At 69.6% G+C, this 14,260-nt stretch carries 13 protein-coding genes; 4 read left to right on the forward strand and 9 right to left on the reverse strand.

Translation table 11 applies throughout. The features are described 5' to 3' along the window. Window positions 1–30: 30 nt before the first annotated feature. The 9 genes from ACIBAF_RS40145 to ACIBAF_RS40185 all read right to left on the reverse strand — a co-directional run bounded on the left by ACIBAF_RS40145 (window position 31) and on the right by ACIBAF_RS40185 (window position 9,681). On the reverse strand, window positions 31–1,470 hold the full coding sequence (locus ACIBAF_RS40145) for an amino acid permease (RefSeq protein WP_399470144.1): 1,440 nt from the start codon (window positions 1,468–1,470) through the stop codon (window positions 31–33). Next, window positions 1,467–2,144, reverse strand: a complete 678-nt coding sequence (locus ACIBAF_RS40150) for a FadR/GntR family transcriptional regulator (RefSeq protein WP_399470200.1) — start codon at window positions 2,142–2,144, stop codon at window positions 1,467–1,469. The genes ACIBAF_RS40145 and ACIBAF_RS40150 overlap by 4 nt, the downstream gene beginning before the upstream one ends. Window positions 2,145–2,360: 216 nt before the next feature. Further along, complete coding sequence (locus tag ACIBAF_RS40155; RefSeq protein WP_399470146.1) at window positions 2,361–3,197, reverse strand: undecaprenyl-diphosphate phosphatase; 837 nt, start codon at window positions 3,195–3,197, stop codon at window positions 2,361–2,363. A gap of 94 nt (window positions 3,198–3,291) precedes the next feature. Beyond that, window positions 3,292–3,657 (reverse strand): fluoride efflux transporter CrcB, encoded by a 366-nt coding sequence (crcB, locus tag ACIBAF_RS40160; RefSeq protein ID WP_399470148.1) that lies wholly within the window; start codon window positions 3,655–3,657, stop codon window positions 3,292–3,294. Beyond that, window positions 3,654–4,070 carry a DUF190 domain-containing protein gene (locus ACIBAF_RS40165; protein WP_399470150.1) on the reverse strand — a complete coding sequence of 139 codons (417 nt, stop codon included), beginning with the start codon at window positions 4,068–4,070 and terminating at the stop codon, window positions 3,654–3,656. The genes crcB (ACIBAF_RS40160) and ACIBAF_RS40165 overlap by 4 nt, the downstream gene beginning before the upstream one ends. Then, on the reverse strand, window positions 4,067–4,522 hold the full coding sequence (gene crcB, locus ACIBAF_RS40170; RefSeq protein WP_399470152.1) for a fluoride efflux transporter CrcB: 456 nt from the start codon (window positions 4,520–4,522) through the stop codon (window positions 4,067–4,069). Before crcB (ACIBAF_RS40170) ends, ACIBAF_RS40165 begins: the two co-directional genes overlap by 4 nt. 78 nt (window positions 4,523–4,600) lie before the next feature. Next, complete coding sequence (locus ACIBAF_RS40175; protein ID WP_399470154.1) at window positions 4,601–5,569, reverse strand: SMP-30/gluconolactonase/LRE family protein; 969 nt, start codon at window positions 5,567–5,569, stop codon at window positions 4,601–4,603. Window positions 5,570–5,986: 417 nt separating this feature from the next. Then, complete coding sequence (locus tag ACIBAF_RS40180) at window positions 5,987–7,555, reverse strand: arabinogalactan endo-beta-1,4-galactanase (RefSeq protein WP_399470156.1); 1,569 nt, start codon at window positions 7,553–7,555, stop codon at window positions 5,987–5,989. 104 nt (window positions 7,556–7,659) lie between these two features. Further along, on the reverse strand, window positions 7,660–9,681 hold the full coding sequence (locus ACIBAF_RS40185; protein WP_399470158.1) for a beta-galactosidase: 2,022 nt from the start codon (window positions 9,679–9,681) through the stop codon (window positions 7,660–7,662). Window positions 9,682–9,842: 161 nt separating this feature from the next. Between ACIBAF_RS40185 and ACIBAF_RS40190 the strand changes: the two genes are divergently transcribed. From ACIBAF_RS40190 to ACIBAF_RS40205, 4 genes are read left to right on the forward strand one after another with little or no spacing between them, the layout of a single operon-like run. Beyond that, window positions 9,843–11,174, forward strand: coding sequence for an ABC transporter substrate-binding protein (locus ACIBAF_RS40190; RefSeq protein ID WP_399470160.1), 1,332 nt, complete (start codon window positions 9,843–9,845; stop codon window positions 11,172–11,174). Then, window positions 11,171–12,145 carry a carbohydrate ABC transporter permease gene (locus ACIBAF_RS40195; protein WP_399470162.1) on the forward strand — a complete coding sequence of 325 codons (975 nt, stop codon included), beginning with the start codon at window positions 11,171–11,173 and terminating at the stop codon, window positions 12,143–12,145. Before ACIBAF_RS40190 ends, ACIBAF_RS40195 begins: the two co-directional genes overlap by 4 nt. Then, window positions 12,142–13,047: a carbohydrate ABC transporter permease gene (locus ACIBAF_RS40200; protein WP_399470164.1), complete on the forward strand. Its 906-nt coding sequence runs from the start codon at window positions 12,142–12,144 to the stop codon at window positions 13,045–13,047. Before ACIBAF_RS40195 ends, ACIBAF_RS40200 begins: the two co-directional genes overlap by 4 nt. Continuing rightward, window positions 13,044–14,078 (forward strand): LacI family DNA-binding transcriptional regulator, encoded by a 1,035-nt coding sequence (locus tag ACIBAF_RS40205; RefSeq protein WP_399470166.1) that lies wholly within the window; start codon window positions 13,044–13,046, stop codon window positions 14,076–14,078. The genes ACIBAF_RS40200 and ACIBAF_RS40205 overlap by 4 nt, the downstream gene beginning before the upstream one ends. Window positions 14,079–14,260 lie beyond the last annotated feature (182 nt).

Below are 14,260 nucleotides of genomic sequence, written 5' to 3' on the forward strand. Positions count from 1 at the left end.
CTTGTGGGTTGTCGTGGGCCGGCGCGGGGGTCACGCGTCGGCCTTGGCCGAGGTGCGCGCGAGGTTACGGCGGATGGCGTACCAGCCGGCGACGAGCGCTGCGACGATCAGCGGCAGGCACAGCACCGTGGTGCGGCCCGCGCCGCCGTCGGCGTACATGAGGACGAGGACCGAGACGAGGAAGAACAGCGTCACGAGTTCGGTCCACGGGGAGCCCGGCAGCCGGTAGCTCGGGCGGGTCAGCTCGCCCTTCTGGGTCTTCTGCCAGAAGAGGAGGTGACAGATCATGATCATGCCCCAGGTGGAGAGGATGCCGATCGCCGCGAAGTTGAGGACGATCTCGAAGGCGTCCGCCGGGACGACGAAGTTCAGGCCGACGCCCAGGACACAGATACCGCTCGTGAGCAGAATGCCGCCGTACGGGACCTGGCTGCGGCTCATCACACCGGTGAACTTGGGGGCGGAGCCCGACATCGCCATGGAGCGCAGGATGCGGCCGGTGGAGTACAGGCCGGAGTTGAGCGAGGACATGGCCGCGGTGAGCACGACCAGGTTCATCACGCCGCCCGCCGCCGGGATGCCGATGTTGGACAGCACCGTCACGAAGGGGCTCTCGCCGGACGTGTACTTGTTCCAGGGCAGCAGCATCGACAGCAGGACGACCGAGCCGACGTAGAACAGGCCGACCCGCCACATGATCGAGTTGATCGCCTTCGGCATGATCTTCTCGGGGTTCTGGGTCTCCCCCGCCGCGACGCCGACCAGTTCGACCGAGGCGTAGGCGAAGACGACGCCCTGGATGATCAGCAGCATGGGCAGCAGGCCGTTGGGGAAGACGCCGCCGTTGTCGGTGATCAGGGACGGGCCGGGGTCGGCGCCGTCCACCGGGTGCTGCGTGACCAGCAGGAAGATGCCGATGCACATGAAGATCACCAGCGCGCTGACCTTCACGATGGCGAACCAGAACTCCAGTTCGCCGAAGATCTTCACCGAGATCAGGTTCACGGTGAGGACCACGGCCAGGGCGATCAGCGCGATCACCCACTGCGGGATGTCGGAGAACATGCCCCAGTAGTGGGTGTAGGTGGCGACCGCCGTGATGTCGGCGATGCCGGTGGTGGCCCAGTTCAGGAAGTACATCCAGCCGGCCGTGTACGCGCCCTTCTCGCCGAGGAACTCGCGGGCGTAGGACACGAAGGCGCCGGAGGACGGGCGGTACAGGACGAGTTCGCCGAGGGCGCGCACGACGAGGAAGGCGAAGACGCCGCAGACCGCGTAGGCGATGAAGAGGGAGGGTCCGGCGTCGGCGAGGCGGCCGCCGGCGCCGAGGAAGAGGCCGGTGCCGATGGCGCCGCCGATGGCGATCATGTTGACGTGGCGGGACTTCAGCGACTTGCTGTAGCCCTCGTCTCCGGCGTCGACGTGACGGGGGGAGGTACGCGTCTCGTCTTTGAGGTGCTGGTCGCTCACGCCGCGGGTCCGCCTTCCAGGTGAGGGTGCGTGCGCGGGGTGCGCACGATGTCGGTGAGGGTCGTCTCGACGCGGTCGAGGTGGTGGCTCATCGCCTCCACCGCGTCGGGCTCGGAACCGTCGATCAGCGCCTCGACGATCGCCCGGTGCTCGCGGTTGGACTGCTCGCGCCGTCCGCCCAGCTCGTTGAGGAAGGCCGACTGACGCGCCAGTGCGTCCCGGATCTCCTCGATGACCCGGCGGAACACCGGGTTCTGGGCGGCCTCGGCGACGGCCAGGTGGAAGAGGGTGTCCATCGCGACCCACGCGGTGGTGTCCGTCTCCCGCTCCATGCGGTCGAGCAGATGGGCCAGGTGGTCCAGGTTCTCCGGGGTGCGGCGCAGCGCCGCGTACCCGGCGACCGGGATCTCGACGTGGCGGCGCACCTCCAGCAGGTCGCTGGCCGCGTAGTCGCCGAAGGTGGGGTCCTCGACGGTGTTCGCGATCACGAAGGTGCCCTTGCCGGTCTTGGCGACCGTCAGGCCCATGGTCTGCAGGGCGCGCAGGGCCTCCCGCAGGACGGGCCGGGACACCTCGAGGGTGCGGCAGAGCTCGGCCTCGGAGGGAAGCTTGTCGCCGATGGCGTACTCGCCGCGCTCGATGGCGCCGCGGAGGTGGGTGAGGACCGCTTCCATCGCGCTGACGCGCCGCGGTCCCCGACCAGCTGTCTGGCTGTCTGACAGGTTCACGGGAGTGATACTCCGGGTGGCCGAAGGCCGCTGTCAAGACGAGCGAAAACAAAAATTCAGGGGGCGGGAGGCCTGAAAGGCACCTTCCCACCCCCTGAAGGGTCTTCGCCGACGGGCGCTGCGCAGCGCCGCTCAGAGCCGCTGGGCGCTGCTCGGCGCCGTTCAGCTGTCGAGGACTCCGGCGGCCAGCAGTCCGAACAGCGCCAGGCCGACGACGATGCGGTAGACGACGAACGCGTTGAAGGAGTGCTTGGCGACGAACTTCAGCAGCCAGGCGATGGAGGCGTAGGCGACGACGAAGGACACGGCCGTGCCGACGGCCAGGGGCGCGGCGCCCGCGCCGGTGCCCAGAGCGTCCTTCAGCTCGTAGATCCCGGCGCCGGTCAGGGCGGGGATGCCGAGGAAGAACGACAGCCGGGTGGCGGCGACCCGGTCCAGGTCGAGCATGAGCGCGGTGGACATGGTGGCGCCGGAGCGGGAGAAGCCGGGGAAGAGCAGTGCGAGGATCTGGGAGCTGCCGACCAGCATCGCGTCCTTGAACGAGGTGTCGTCCTCGCCGCGCTTGTGGCGGCCCATCTGGTCGGCCGCCCACATCACGCCGCTGCCGACGATCAGCGAGCCCGCGACCACCCACAGCGAGGCGAGCGGCCCCTCGATGAGCGGCTTGGCGGCGAGGCCCACGACGACGATCGGGATCGTCGCGTAGATCACCCACCAGGCGAACTGGTAGTCGTGGTGTTCGCGCTCCTCGCGGTGGCGCAGCCCCCGGAACCAGGCCGACACGATCCGCACGATGTCCTTGCGGAAGTACACGAGCACGGCGGCGATCGCCCCGACCTGGATCACGGCCGAGAAGCCGACGACGGCGTCGTCGTCGACCGGGATGTGCATCAGGCCTTCGGTGATCTTCAGATGTCCGGTCGAGGAGACGGGGAGGAACTCGGTCACTCCCTCGACGGCTCCGAGGACGACGGCTTGGCCGACGGAGATGGCGCTCATGGAATCCAGTTCTGAGGAGACGAATCGGTCGACAGCGTTGTAGACGCTCCGGTGTCGTACACAGTCCTACCAGGCCCGCAGCCGACGCAGCCGCTCACGGCCACACCGACTGGCCGATCGCCACGCCGGCGAACGCGGCCCCGAGGCCGAGGACCACGCTCGCGACGACGTTGGCGGCCGCATAGAGGCCCGCGCCGGTCTCGGTGAGCCGGAGCGTCTCGTAGGAGAACGTCGAGTACGTCGTCAGGGCCCCGCACAGCCCTGTGCCCAGGAACAACCGCAGGTCGGGGCCGACGCCGGTGGCGCCGGTCAGCGTGCCGAGGATCAGACAGCCGGTGATGTTGACGACGAAGGTGCCCCAGGGGAAGACGGAGTCGTGCCGGGACTGCACCGCGCGGTCGGTCAGATAGCGAAGCGGCGCCCCGATCATGCCGCCGGCGACGACGACCAGCCAGTTCACAACGACTTCTTACCCTTCGTGCCCGAATCGTCCGGATTCTCGCTCCGGCTCTCGCTCCGCTTCTCGCCGTGCCTCTGGCCCCGGCCGACGTATCTGATCACCTCGCACGGATCGAGGGTGACCATGCCCTCCGTGACCAGTTCGTCGAGCTCGGGCAGGAAGGCCCGCACCCGCTCCTCGGTGTCCACGACGACGACCGCCACCGGCAGGTCCTCGCTGAGCGAGAGCAGCCGGGAGGTGTGGATGAGGGACGACGCGCCGAATCCCTCGATGCCCCGGAAGACGCTGGCGCCGGCGAGACCGGCCGCGTGGGCGCGGTGCACGATCTCCGTGTAGAGGGGCTTGCGGCGCCAGGTGTCGTTCTCGCCGACGAAGACGGTCAGCCGCAGGGCGCTGCCGGTGAGTCTGGTCATGGTCGCCTCCACTTCAGCGCGCGGCGGGTCGCCGTGGCCGCGAGCCACACCGCCGCGAGCGCCGCGAACAGGGTTCCCGCGAGGTAGGCCAGGGCGATGCCGGGACGGCCGCCGTCGAACAGCTTCTGAAGGTCGACGGCGTACGTCGAGAAGGTGGTGAAGCCGCCGAGCACGCCGGTGCCGAAGAAGGGGCGCACCAGCCGGTGGGCGGTCATGGCCTCGGTGACGAGGACCAGGAAGACGCCGATCACCGCGCAGCCGACCACGTTCACCCAGAAGACGGTCCAGGGGAAGCCGCCGGTGCGCGTGGGCCACCACAGGGAGGCCGCGTAGCGGGCGGCGGCGCCGATGCCGCCGCCGGCCGCCACGACGGCGACCACCGGGAACTGACCCGTCCCGGCGGTGCGCCGGGGGGCTCTGGTGCGCAGGCTCTCGGCCTGCGGGGCTGTCATGTCGTACGTCTCCCGCCCGGTCCCGGACCACCCCTCCGCGTCGGGGTGATCACGGCCGGGCACCAGCGTAGCGCCGCCTCATTTGGGCACGGGCGCCTCGCAGACCGCGATGCCGCGCTCCCAGAGGCTGCCCAGGACCAGCCGGCCACCGGTCTCGCAGACGCTGGTGACCATGCGGAATCCGGAGCGGCGGCGGGTGAGGTGGTGCAGGATGCGGCCGTCGTCGTCGACCGCCAGCACACCGGCCTGCCCCGAGGGACGGTACGGCGCGTTCAGGGCCAACCGGGCGGCGCGCCTGCGGACCGAGGGGCCGGTGCGGTGCAGGAGGTCGAGCGGGGGGACACGCGGTCCGGCCAGCGCCACCCAGACGGGGCCGTCGGGCGCGCCGCGCCACAGGTTGTCCGGGAACCCCGGCAGGTGCTCGACGAGGGGTTCGGCCTGTCCGGCCCGGGGGCCGGTGAGCCAGTAGCGGGTGAGGCGGCGGGCGCCGGTCTCGGCGACGATCAGGAAGGAGTCGTCGGCGCTGCGCGCGAGGCCGTTGGCGAACTGCAGCCCTTCCAGGGCGACTTCGGCCTCGCGGGCGCCGGGGGCCAGGCGCAGCAGACGTCCGGTGCCGGTGTGTTCGACGATGTCCCCCATCCAGTCCGCCAAGGGGTGGACCTGACTGGAGACGGTGAAGTAGACGGTGCCGTCGGGCAGGGCGACGACGTTGCTGCAGAAACGCAGCCGCTCCCCCGCCGCCGACTCGGTCAGGACCCGTACATTCCCGGAGCCGCCGTCGGGGTCGACGCGCAGCAGGGCGCCGTCGGCGCAGCACACCAACAGGTCACCGTCCGGGAGGAGTTCGAGGCCGAGCGGACGGCCGCCGATCTCGCCGATGTGCTCGACCCGGGCCGTGGGCGGATCCTCCAGACCCTCGACGCGCAGGATCCTCCCGTCCGACACCCCGGTCAGGATCCGCCCTCTGGGGTCGGCGACGACGTCCTCGGGGCCGTGCCCGGGGAGAGTGACGTACCTGAGGGGGACGAGAGGCGCCCGACGGTCCATATGGGTCCGCCCTTCCTTGAGGAGGCGGCCATCCTCGCAGGCAGGAGAGTCGACGGCGGGTCGTACCCGTGGTCTTTTGCCGGGCTTTTCCGGAAGGTGATCTCTCTGTCCTCTGCCGCCTCTTCCCGAAGTCCCCCACCACTCTTTCTCGAACAGACGTGCCGCTTCGGCACGGTGACGCGAAACGTCGCCGTCGTACCGCCCGGGTTGCTCGCCCGCGCCATCTGCACGGTCAGAGAAGGGACTTGCTCACCAGAACGGGCACGGAGCGACAACGGGCACCTCGACTACTGCATCGGTCCTTGAACAGAGCCGAGCATGCCCGTTGATCATGCTGCCCCGCCGGGGATCCTCAAGATCCCCGGCAGAGTCAGCATCGCGGCGGTGCGGCCGGGCCCCGTTCGACGAGGTCGGGGATCAGCGGTGGCTGAACCAGGACATGGAGGACAGGGCCTTGTCGTCATAGCCGAACAGAGCCTGGTTCTCCCAGCCGTTGCCGGAAGCGGCGTCGGTCGGGTCCCAGCCGTTGCCGGTGACGGCCGTCCAGGTCGCCTCCCAGTAGAAGACGCCGAGGCCGCGGCCGCCCGGGACGGCCTCCACGATGTTCGCGACGGCGTTCATCCAGGCCAGCTGACCGGCCGCGGTGGCCGGGTAGCCGGAGACCAGTTCGGAGGACAGGTCGATCTGGTTGGTGAGCGAGTCGTCGCTGTCGAGACGGAACGGGTAGGCCGTCTCGGCGACGAACACCGGCTTGGAGTATCGGGAGGCCGCGTCGTCCAGGGTGGTCTGGAAGTCGGCGAGCGTGCCGTGCCAGTACCCGTAGTACGACAGGCCGATCGCGTCGAATTTCACCCCGTGGGAGACGGCGTTGTCGAACCACCAGCGGGTGCCGCTCAGGTCGCCGCCCTTGGCGAGGTGCAGGGCGACGGCAGTGGAGGAGCTGACCGCCTTGACGGCGTCGTAGCCGGAGTTGAGCAGACCGGCCAGCTGGCTCCAGTTGTCGGTGGAACCCTCGGACCACAGCATGCCGCCGTTGATCTCGTTGCCGACCTGGACCATGTCGGCGGTGGTGCCCTGCGCCTTCAACGCGTTCAACACGTCGTACGTGTGGTTGTACACGTCCGTCTTGAGCTGGCTGTACGAATGGCTCGCCCAGGCGGCCGGCTTGGACTGGGCGCCCGGGTCGGCCCAGGTGTCCGAGTAGTGGAAGTCGATCAGCAGCTTCTGGCCCGCGGCCTTGATGCGCTTGGCCAGGGCGAGGACGCGCGTCTTGTTGTTGTAGCCGTCGGCGGGGTTGACCCAGACCTTCAGGCGCGCGTAGTTCATGCCGGCGTTCTTCAGGATGGTGACCGCGTCGCCGGTGGCGCCCGAACCGGTCTTGTAGACACCGCCCTTGGCCTCGCTCTTGGCGAGGGAGGAGATGTCGGCGCCCTTGATCGACAGCCCGGTCGTGCCGGACGTGAGGGTCAGGTCGTCCACGTTGATCCAGTTGCCCGCGTTCGCGTCACTGTTGATGCTGACGGTGCACTGGTTGTTGGTGACGCTGACCGGCGTGACGATGTGCACCCAGCCACTGGACGAGACCGGCAGGTCGGTGCGCTGGTCCGGGCCGCCGCAGTTCTTGAGGGCTATGTAGGCCGCGTTCTGGCCGCCGCTGGAGCGGACCCAGGCGGTCAGCTTGTAGGAGCCGTTGGCCAGGCCCGAGAGGTACTGGTACGTCTCCACCTTGTAGGCGGTGGACGCCCAGTGGGACAGGCGGTAACTGCCGCCGTGGCCTCCGGCCTCGGTGAAGGAGGCGGAGTTCTGGCCGGCTGCCGAGTACGTGGACCAGCCGGCCGGTGTCGCGGTGCCGGCGCCGCCGGACTCGAAGCCGCCGTTGGTGAGGGTGCTCGCCGCCTGGGCGGTCTGCGCGGGCAGGGCGGTGAGGGCGAGTCCCGCGGCGAGCGGCAGCAGCAGGGCCCTGAGGGTGCGTCTGGGATGGAACATCGTCGTCCGTCGTCCCTTCGACGTGATGGGGGTGGGGTTCCCTCGTGCAAGAGGGACCCCCTCCGCCCGCGGCTCGCGGCTCCACGGGCGAAGGGGGAGTCGGCTCAGCCGTCGAGTCGCACGACCCGGACGGCTCCCGCCGGGACCGCGAGGCGGCCGGCGGCGCGTTCGCCCGTCAGCAGTTCGGTGCCGGAGGTCTCCAGCGGCACCTTGGCGTCGGTGGCGGTGTGGTTGATCGCGAAGAGGTAGCTGCCCGTCTCACCGGAGCGGCGCACGACCTCGACGTCGTGGGGCAGGTCGGCGCGCGGGGCGATCGACGCGTCCTCGGCGGCCCAGCCGAGCACCGCGTCCAGGCCCTCGTGGCCGAGGCGGGTGGAGACGTACCAGGCGGCGCCCTCGCCGAGGCGGTGCCGGGTGACGGCCGGGTGCCCGGCGGTGAGGCCGTCGGCGTAGGTCCAGACGGTCTCGGCGCCCTGCGGCACGACGAACTCCGTCCACACGTCGCCGCCGAGCTCGGAGCCGTCGGGGCCGGTGACCCGCACGCTGTCGCCCTGAAGCAGCGGGGAGAACTCCTCGACGGTGAGGCCGAGCACGTCCCGGAGCGCACCCGGGTAGGCGCCTTCGTGGACGGCGTCGTGCTCGTCGACGATGCCGGAGAAGTACGACACGACGAGGGTGCCGCCGTTCTCGACGTACTCCTTGAGGTTGTTCCCGGCCGCCTCCGTCATCAGGTAGAGGGCGGGGACCACGACCAGCGGGTACTGCGCGAGGTCGGCCTCGGGGTGGGCGAAGTCGACGGTGAGGTGGCGGTCGTAGAGGACCTCGTAGAAGGCGTCGGCCCGCTCCCGCGGGTCGGCGTCCTCGCTGGGGCGCCAGGCGAGGTTCTGCGCCCACCACGAGTGCCAGTCCCAGAGCATCGCCACGTCGGCGTCGGTGCGGGTGCCGCCGATCATGCTCAGGGAGTCGAGGGAGGCGCCGAGTTCGACGACCTCGCGCCACACACGGGTGTCGGTGCCGCCGTGCGGGACCATCGCCGAGTGGAACTTCTCGGCGCCGCGCCGGGACTGCCGCCACTGGAAGAACATGGCGCCCTCGGAGCCGCGGGCCACGTGTGCGAGGGAGTTGCGGGCCATCTGGCCGGGGGCCTTGGCGGGGTTGCGCGGCTGCCAGTTGATGCCCGAGGTGGAGTGCTCCAGCAGGATCCAGGGCGCGCCGGCGCCGACGGAGCGGGTGAGGTCGGCGGCCATCGCGAGGTTGACGTGGGTGCGGCGGCCGTCGGTGATCAGGTAGTGGTCGTTGGTCACGAGGTCGACCTCGCGGCCCCAGGCCCAGTAGTCGACCGAGTCGCACTGGCTGAGGGCGGTCATGAAGTTCGTGGTGACCGGGACGCCGGGCGCGAGGCGGTGCAGGACGTCCCGTTCCATGCAGAAGTTCTCGCGCATGGTGGCGTCGGCGAACCGCTTGTAGTCCAGGGCCTGGCCCGGGTTGCCGACGGTCGGCGTCGCGCGCGGCGGCTCGATGTCCTCGAAGTCCGCGTAGCGCTGGCCCCAGAAGGCGGTGCCCCAGGCCTCGTTGACCGCCTCCACCGTGCCGTACGTCGTCGCCAGCCAGCGGCGGAAGTGGGCGGCGCAGGAGTCGCAGTAGCAGGCCGAGACGGGGACGCCGTACTCGTTGTGCACGTGCCACATCGCCAGCGCCGGGTGGTCGCCGTAGCGCTCGGCGAGCCGGGTGGTGATGTTCGCCGCCGCGGCGCGGTAGTCCGCGTTGCTGTGACAGATGGCCCCGCGCGAGCCGAACGCGTAGCGGACGCCCTCGGGCGTCACCGGCAACGCCTCGGGATGGTTGCGGAAGAACCAGACCGGCGGGACGACGGTGGGGGTGCCCAGGTCGACGCGGATGCCGTTCGCGTGCAGCAGGTCGATGATCCGGTCCAGCCAGCCGAAGTCGTACACCCCGGGCGAGGGCTCCAGCAGGGCCCAGGAGAAGATCCCGACACTCACCATGGTGACGCCGGCCTCCCGCATCAGCCGGACGTCGTCCTGCCAGACGGTTTCCGGCCACTGTTCGGGGTTGTAGTCCCCACCGAAGGCGAGCCCGGTGAGGCCCCTGGGGGTGGTCTCCGGCATGGATTTTCTCCCGTTTGATCGAACAGCTGGGAACGTGCACACATCGGGTTGGCGGTGCGGAGCCAACATAACCGCACAGCAACAACCATTGACAAGTGTCCGGGATGTTTCTCTACTGTGAACGCTCACAGACACCAGGACCCAGGTCAGGGGAGAGATCCATGCCCAACACGAAGCGTCGGCGGCTCATTGTCAGAGGTGCAGCTTCCGCCATCGCCGTCACGCTCGGCGCCACCGCGCTCGCCGCGTGCGGCTCGTCCGACGACGACAGCAAGGCCGAGTCCGGTCCGGTCTCGCTGACGTACTGGACCTGGACGCCCGGCATGGACAAGGTCGTGGACCTGTGGAACAAGGGCCAGGGCAAGAAGGACCAGATCACCGTCACGGTGAAGAAGCAGGCGTCCGGCGACACGCTGGTCACCAAGATCCTCACCGCGCACAAGGCGGGCAAGGCGCCGGACCTGGTCCAGGCCGAGTACCAGGCGCTGCCGACGCTGGTCAGCAATGACGCGCTGGCGGACATAGCCAAGAACGTGGGCGACGCCAAAGCCAAGTTCGCCGACGGCGTCTGGCAGCAGACCACGCTGGGCACGGACGCCGTGTACGCGGTGCCGCAGGACATCGGCCCGATGATGTTCTACTACCGCGCCGACCTCTTCAAGAAGTACGGCCTGACAGTCCCCTCGACCTGGGAGCAGTTCGCCGAGACCGCCCGCGCGCTGAAGAAGAAGGCGCCGGACACCGACCTCACCACGTTCTCCGCCAACGACTCCGGTCTCTTCGCGGGCCTCGCCCAGCAGGCCGGCGCCAAGTGGTGGACCACCTCCGGCGACAAGTGGAAGGTCGGCATCGACGACCCGGCCACCAAGAAGGTCGCCGACTTCTGGGGCGGCCTCGTCAAGGAGGGCGCCATCGACAACCAGCCGATGTACACCCCGGCCTGGAACAAGGCGCTCAACACCGGCAAGCAGATCGCCTGGGTCTCCGCCGTGTGGGCCCCGGGCACCCTGACCACCGCCGCGCCCGACACCAAGGGCAAGTGGGCCATGGCCCCGCTCCCCCAGTGGTCGAACAGCGAGAACGTCACCGGCAGCTGGGGCGGCTCCTCGACGGCCGTGACCACGGACTCCAAGCACAAGGAGGCCGCCGCCAAGTTCGCCGCCTGGCTGAACACCGACGGCGAGGCCCTGAACGCGCTGGCCAAGGAGAGCGGCATCTACCCGGCCTCCAGCTCCGCCCAGCTCAGCGGCGCCTTCACCACGCCGCCGGCCTACTTCTCCAACCAGGCGGACTTCTACACCACCGCCGCCAAGATCGCGAAGACGACGGCGCCGTCGGCCTGGGGCCCGAACGTGAACGTCGCCTACACGACCTTCAAGGACGCGTTCGGCGCCGCCGCGAAGAACAAGTCGGACTTCTCCGCCGCTCTGGACAAGATGCAGTCGGACACCGTCGCCGACATGAAGAAGCAGGGCTTCGAGGTCTCCGAGTGACCACCGCACGCCGGAAGTCGTACGGGGTCAAGGGGGCCCCGTACGCCCTCCCGTCTCCCACCACCACCCTCAAACGAGCGCGAAGCGCCCCCTACTTCTTCCTCCTCCCCGCGACGATCCTCTTCGCCCTGTTCTTCGCGCTGCCCATCGGGTACGCGGTCTGGCTCAGCTTCCACAAGGTGCACGTCTCCGGCCTCGGCCTGGGGTCGGGGGCCCGGAAGGAAGTCTGGGCCGGCATCGAGAACTACACCGACGCCCTCACCGACAGCGAGCTGGTCGACGGCGCGCTGCGCGTCCTCGGCTACGGCTGCATCGTCGTCCCGGTGATGCTGGGCCTGGCGCTGCTGTTCGCGCTGATGCTCGACTCCGACAAGGTGCGGCTCGCGCCCTTCACCCGGCTCGCGATCTTCCTGCCGTACGCCATCCCCGGCGTGGTGGCGGCGCTGCTGTGGGGCTTCCTGTACCTGCCGGACGTCAGCCCCTTCTACTACGTGCTGCAGAAGCTGGGCATGCCGCAGCCGGACCTGCTGGACGGCGGTCCGCTGTATCTCGCCCTGTCGAACATCGCGGTCTGGGGCGGCACCGGCTTCAACATGATCGTCATCTACACCTCGCTGCAGGCCATCCCGGGCGAGGTGTACGAGGCGGCGAAGCTGGACGGCGCCACCCCGCTGCAGATCGCGCTGAAGATCAAGATCCCGATGGTGGCGCCCTCGCTGGTGCTGACCTTCTTCTTCTCGATCATCGCGACGCTCCAGGTGTTCAACGAGCCGACCACCCTGAAGCCGCTCACCAACTCCGTGTCCACGACCTGGAGTCCGCTGATGAAGGTGTACCGGGACGCGTTCGGCACCGGTGACATCTACCAGGCGGCCGCCGAGGCCGTGATCATCGCGATCGCCACGCTGGTGCTGTCGTTCGGCTTCCTGCGCGCGGCCAACCGTCGTAACAAGCAGGAGGCAGCACGATGAGTTCTCTTGCCGTACAGAAGGTCCCTTCGGCGGCCGGCACGACGGGCACGGCGCAGAGCCGCCCGCCGCTGCGCCGCCGGATCGCGCTGGTGCCGACGATCACGCTGCTGGTGGGCGCGATCTACTGCCTGCTGCCGGTGGCGTGGGTGGTGATCGCGTCCACCAAGTCGGGCAGTGAGCTGTTCTCCACGTTCACGTTCCTGCCGGGCACGGGCTTCGCCGACAACATCACGGACCTCAACGCCTACCGCGACGGCATCTACTGGCAGTGGATGGGCAACTCCGCCCTGTACGCGATTCTCGGCGCGCTGCTGTCGACGTGCGTGTCGGCGTTCAGCGGCTACGCGCTGGCGACCTACCGCTTCCGGGGCCGCGAGACGATGTTCAACGTGCTGCTCGCGGGCGTGCTGATGCCGCCGATCATCCTCGCCATCCCGCAGTACCTGCTGATGGCGAACGCGGACCTCACGGACTCCTACTGGTCCGTGCTGCTGCCGCAGATCCTCTCGCCGTACGGCGTCTACCTCGCGCGCATCTACGCGGCCGCGGCCGTGCCGAGCGACGTGGTGGAGGCCGGCCGGATGGACGGGGCGAGCGAGTGGCGGATCTTCACCCGGATCGCGCTGCCGATGATGGCGCCCGGCATGGTGACGGTGTTCCTGTTCCAGTTCGTGGCGATCTGGAACAACTTCCTGCTGCCGTACATCATGCTCAGCGACGACGAGAAGTTCCCGATCACGCTCGGCCTGTTCACGCTCCTCGAACAGGGCGCCAACACCCCGGCGCTCTACACGCTGGTGATCACCGGTGCGTTCCTGGCCGTGTTCCCGCTGGTGGCGCTGTTCCTGGTCATCCAGCGCTTCTGGAGCCTGGATCTGCTGTCCGGAGCCGTAAAGTCATGACCATGAACAATGGTGCGGGGGGCCGGCGCAAACCGCCGACCATCCACGACGTGGCGCGCGAGGCAGGAGTCTCACGGGGCACCGTCTCGCGCGTCCTCAACGGCGGGCACTACGTCAGCCCGTCGGCGGCGGAGGCGGTCAACGCCGCCATCCGCAGGACGGGTTACGTCGTGAACCGGCACGCCCGCTCACTGATCACCGGCCGTTCCGACTCCGTGGGCTTCCTGCTGACGGAGCCCCAGGAACGGTTCTTCGAGGACCCCAACTTCAATGTGCTGCTCAGCGGCTGCACCCAGGCGCTGGCGGCACACGACATCCCCCTGCTGCTGATGCTCGCGGGCACCAAGGACGAACGGCGGCGCATCACGCGGTACATCACCGCAGGTCATGTCGACGGCGTGCTGCTGGTCTCCAGCCACTCCGGCGACCCGGTCGCGGAGGAGCTGCGGGAAGCTGGGGTGCCCCTCGTGCAGTGCGGCAAGCCCATGGGGCTGCGCTCCAAGGTGAGCTATGTGGCGGCGGACGACCGGGACGGCGCCCGTGACATGGTGCGCCATCTGGTGTCGCTGGGCCGGCGCCGGATCGGCATGGTGAGCGGCCCGCTGGACACGCCCGGCGGTGTGGACCGGCTCGCCGGCTACAAGGAGGTGCTCACGGAGGCGGGCGTCGAGGTCGACGAGCGGCTCGTGGTCTCCGGGGACTACAGCCGGGCCAGCGGCAAGGCGGGGGCCGAACGGCTGCTGGCGCAGGCCCCGGACATGGACGCCGTGTTCGTCGCCTCCGACCTGATGGCCCGGGGTGCGCTGACAGCGCTGCGCCAGGCGGGCCGCCGGGTTCCCGAGGACGTGTCCGTGGGCGGCTTCGACGACTCCGTCGCTGCGACGGAGGCCGTCCCCGCTCTCACGACGATCCGCCAGCCCTACGACCGCATCAGCGCCGAGATGGTGCGGGTGCTGCTCGCCCAGATAGGCGGCGAGGACCCGGCGGCGGTGATCCTGCCGACGGAGCTGGTGAAGCGGGATTCGACGTGAGCTGACCGCTCCGATCCGCTCCGATCCGGGCCGGTGCGGTCCGGGCCGGTGCGGTCCGGGCCGGTGCGGTCCGGGCCGGTGCGGTCCGGGCCGGTCGCGTCGGCGGGACCGGTCAGGATCGGAGAAGCCGTCCCGCGCTCCCCCGGCTTAGCGTGAGAACACGGACGCGGACACCGCGCACC

This window comes from Streptomyces sp. NPDC051677, from assembly GCF_044453465.1.
Lineage (GTDB): Bacteria > Actinomycetota > Actinomycetes > Streptomycetales > Streptomycetaceae > Streptomyces.

Excerpts from the sequence above, each read along its gene's own strand:
- ACIBAF_RS40150 (WP_399470200.1), bottom strand. The coding sequence starts at position 2,144 with ATGGAAGCGGTCCTCACCCACCTCCGCGGCGCCATCGAGCGCGGCGAG.
- ACIBAF_RS40155 (WP_399470146.1), bottom strand. The coding sequence starts at position 3,197 with ATGAGCGCCATCTCCGTCGGCCAAGCCGTCGTCCTCGGAGCCGTCGAG.
- ACIBAF_RS40165 (WP_399470150.1), bottom strand. The coding sequence starts at position 4,070 with ATGACCAGACTCACCGGCAGCGCCCTGCGGCTGACCGTCTTCGTCGGC.
- crcB (WP_399470152.1), bottom strand. The coding sequence starts at position 4,522 with ATGACAGCCCCGCAGGCCGAGAGCCTGCGCACCAGAGCCCCCCGGCGC.
- ACIBAF_RS40175 (WP_399470154.1), bottom strand. The coding sequence starts at position 5,569 with ATGGACCGTCGGGCGCCTCTCGTCCCCCTCAGGTACGTCACTCTCCCC.
- ACIBAF_RS40180 (WP_399470156.1), bottom strand. The coding sequence starts at position 7,555 with ATGTTCCATCCCAGACGCACCCTCAGGGCCCTGCTGCTGCCGCTCGCC.
- ACIBAF_RS40185 (WP_399470158.1), bottom strand. The coding sequence starts at position 9,681 with ATGCCGGAGACCACCCCCAGGGGCCTCACCGGGCTCGCCTTCGGTGGG.
- ACIBAF_RS40190 (WP_399470160.1), top strand. The coding sequence starts at position 9,843 with ATGCCCAACACGAAGCGTCGGCGGCTCATTGTCAGAGGTGCAGCTTCC.
- ACIBAF_RS40200 (WP_399470164.1), top strand. The coding sequence starts at position 12,142 with ATGAGTTCTCTTGCCGTACAGAAGGTCCCTTCGGCGGCCGGCACGACG.
- ACIBAF_RS40205 (WP_399470166.1), top strand. The coding sequence starts at position 13,044 with ATGACCATGAACAATGGTGCGGGGGGCCGGCGCAAACCGCCGACCATC.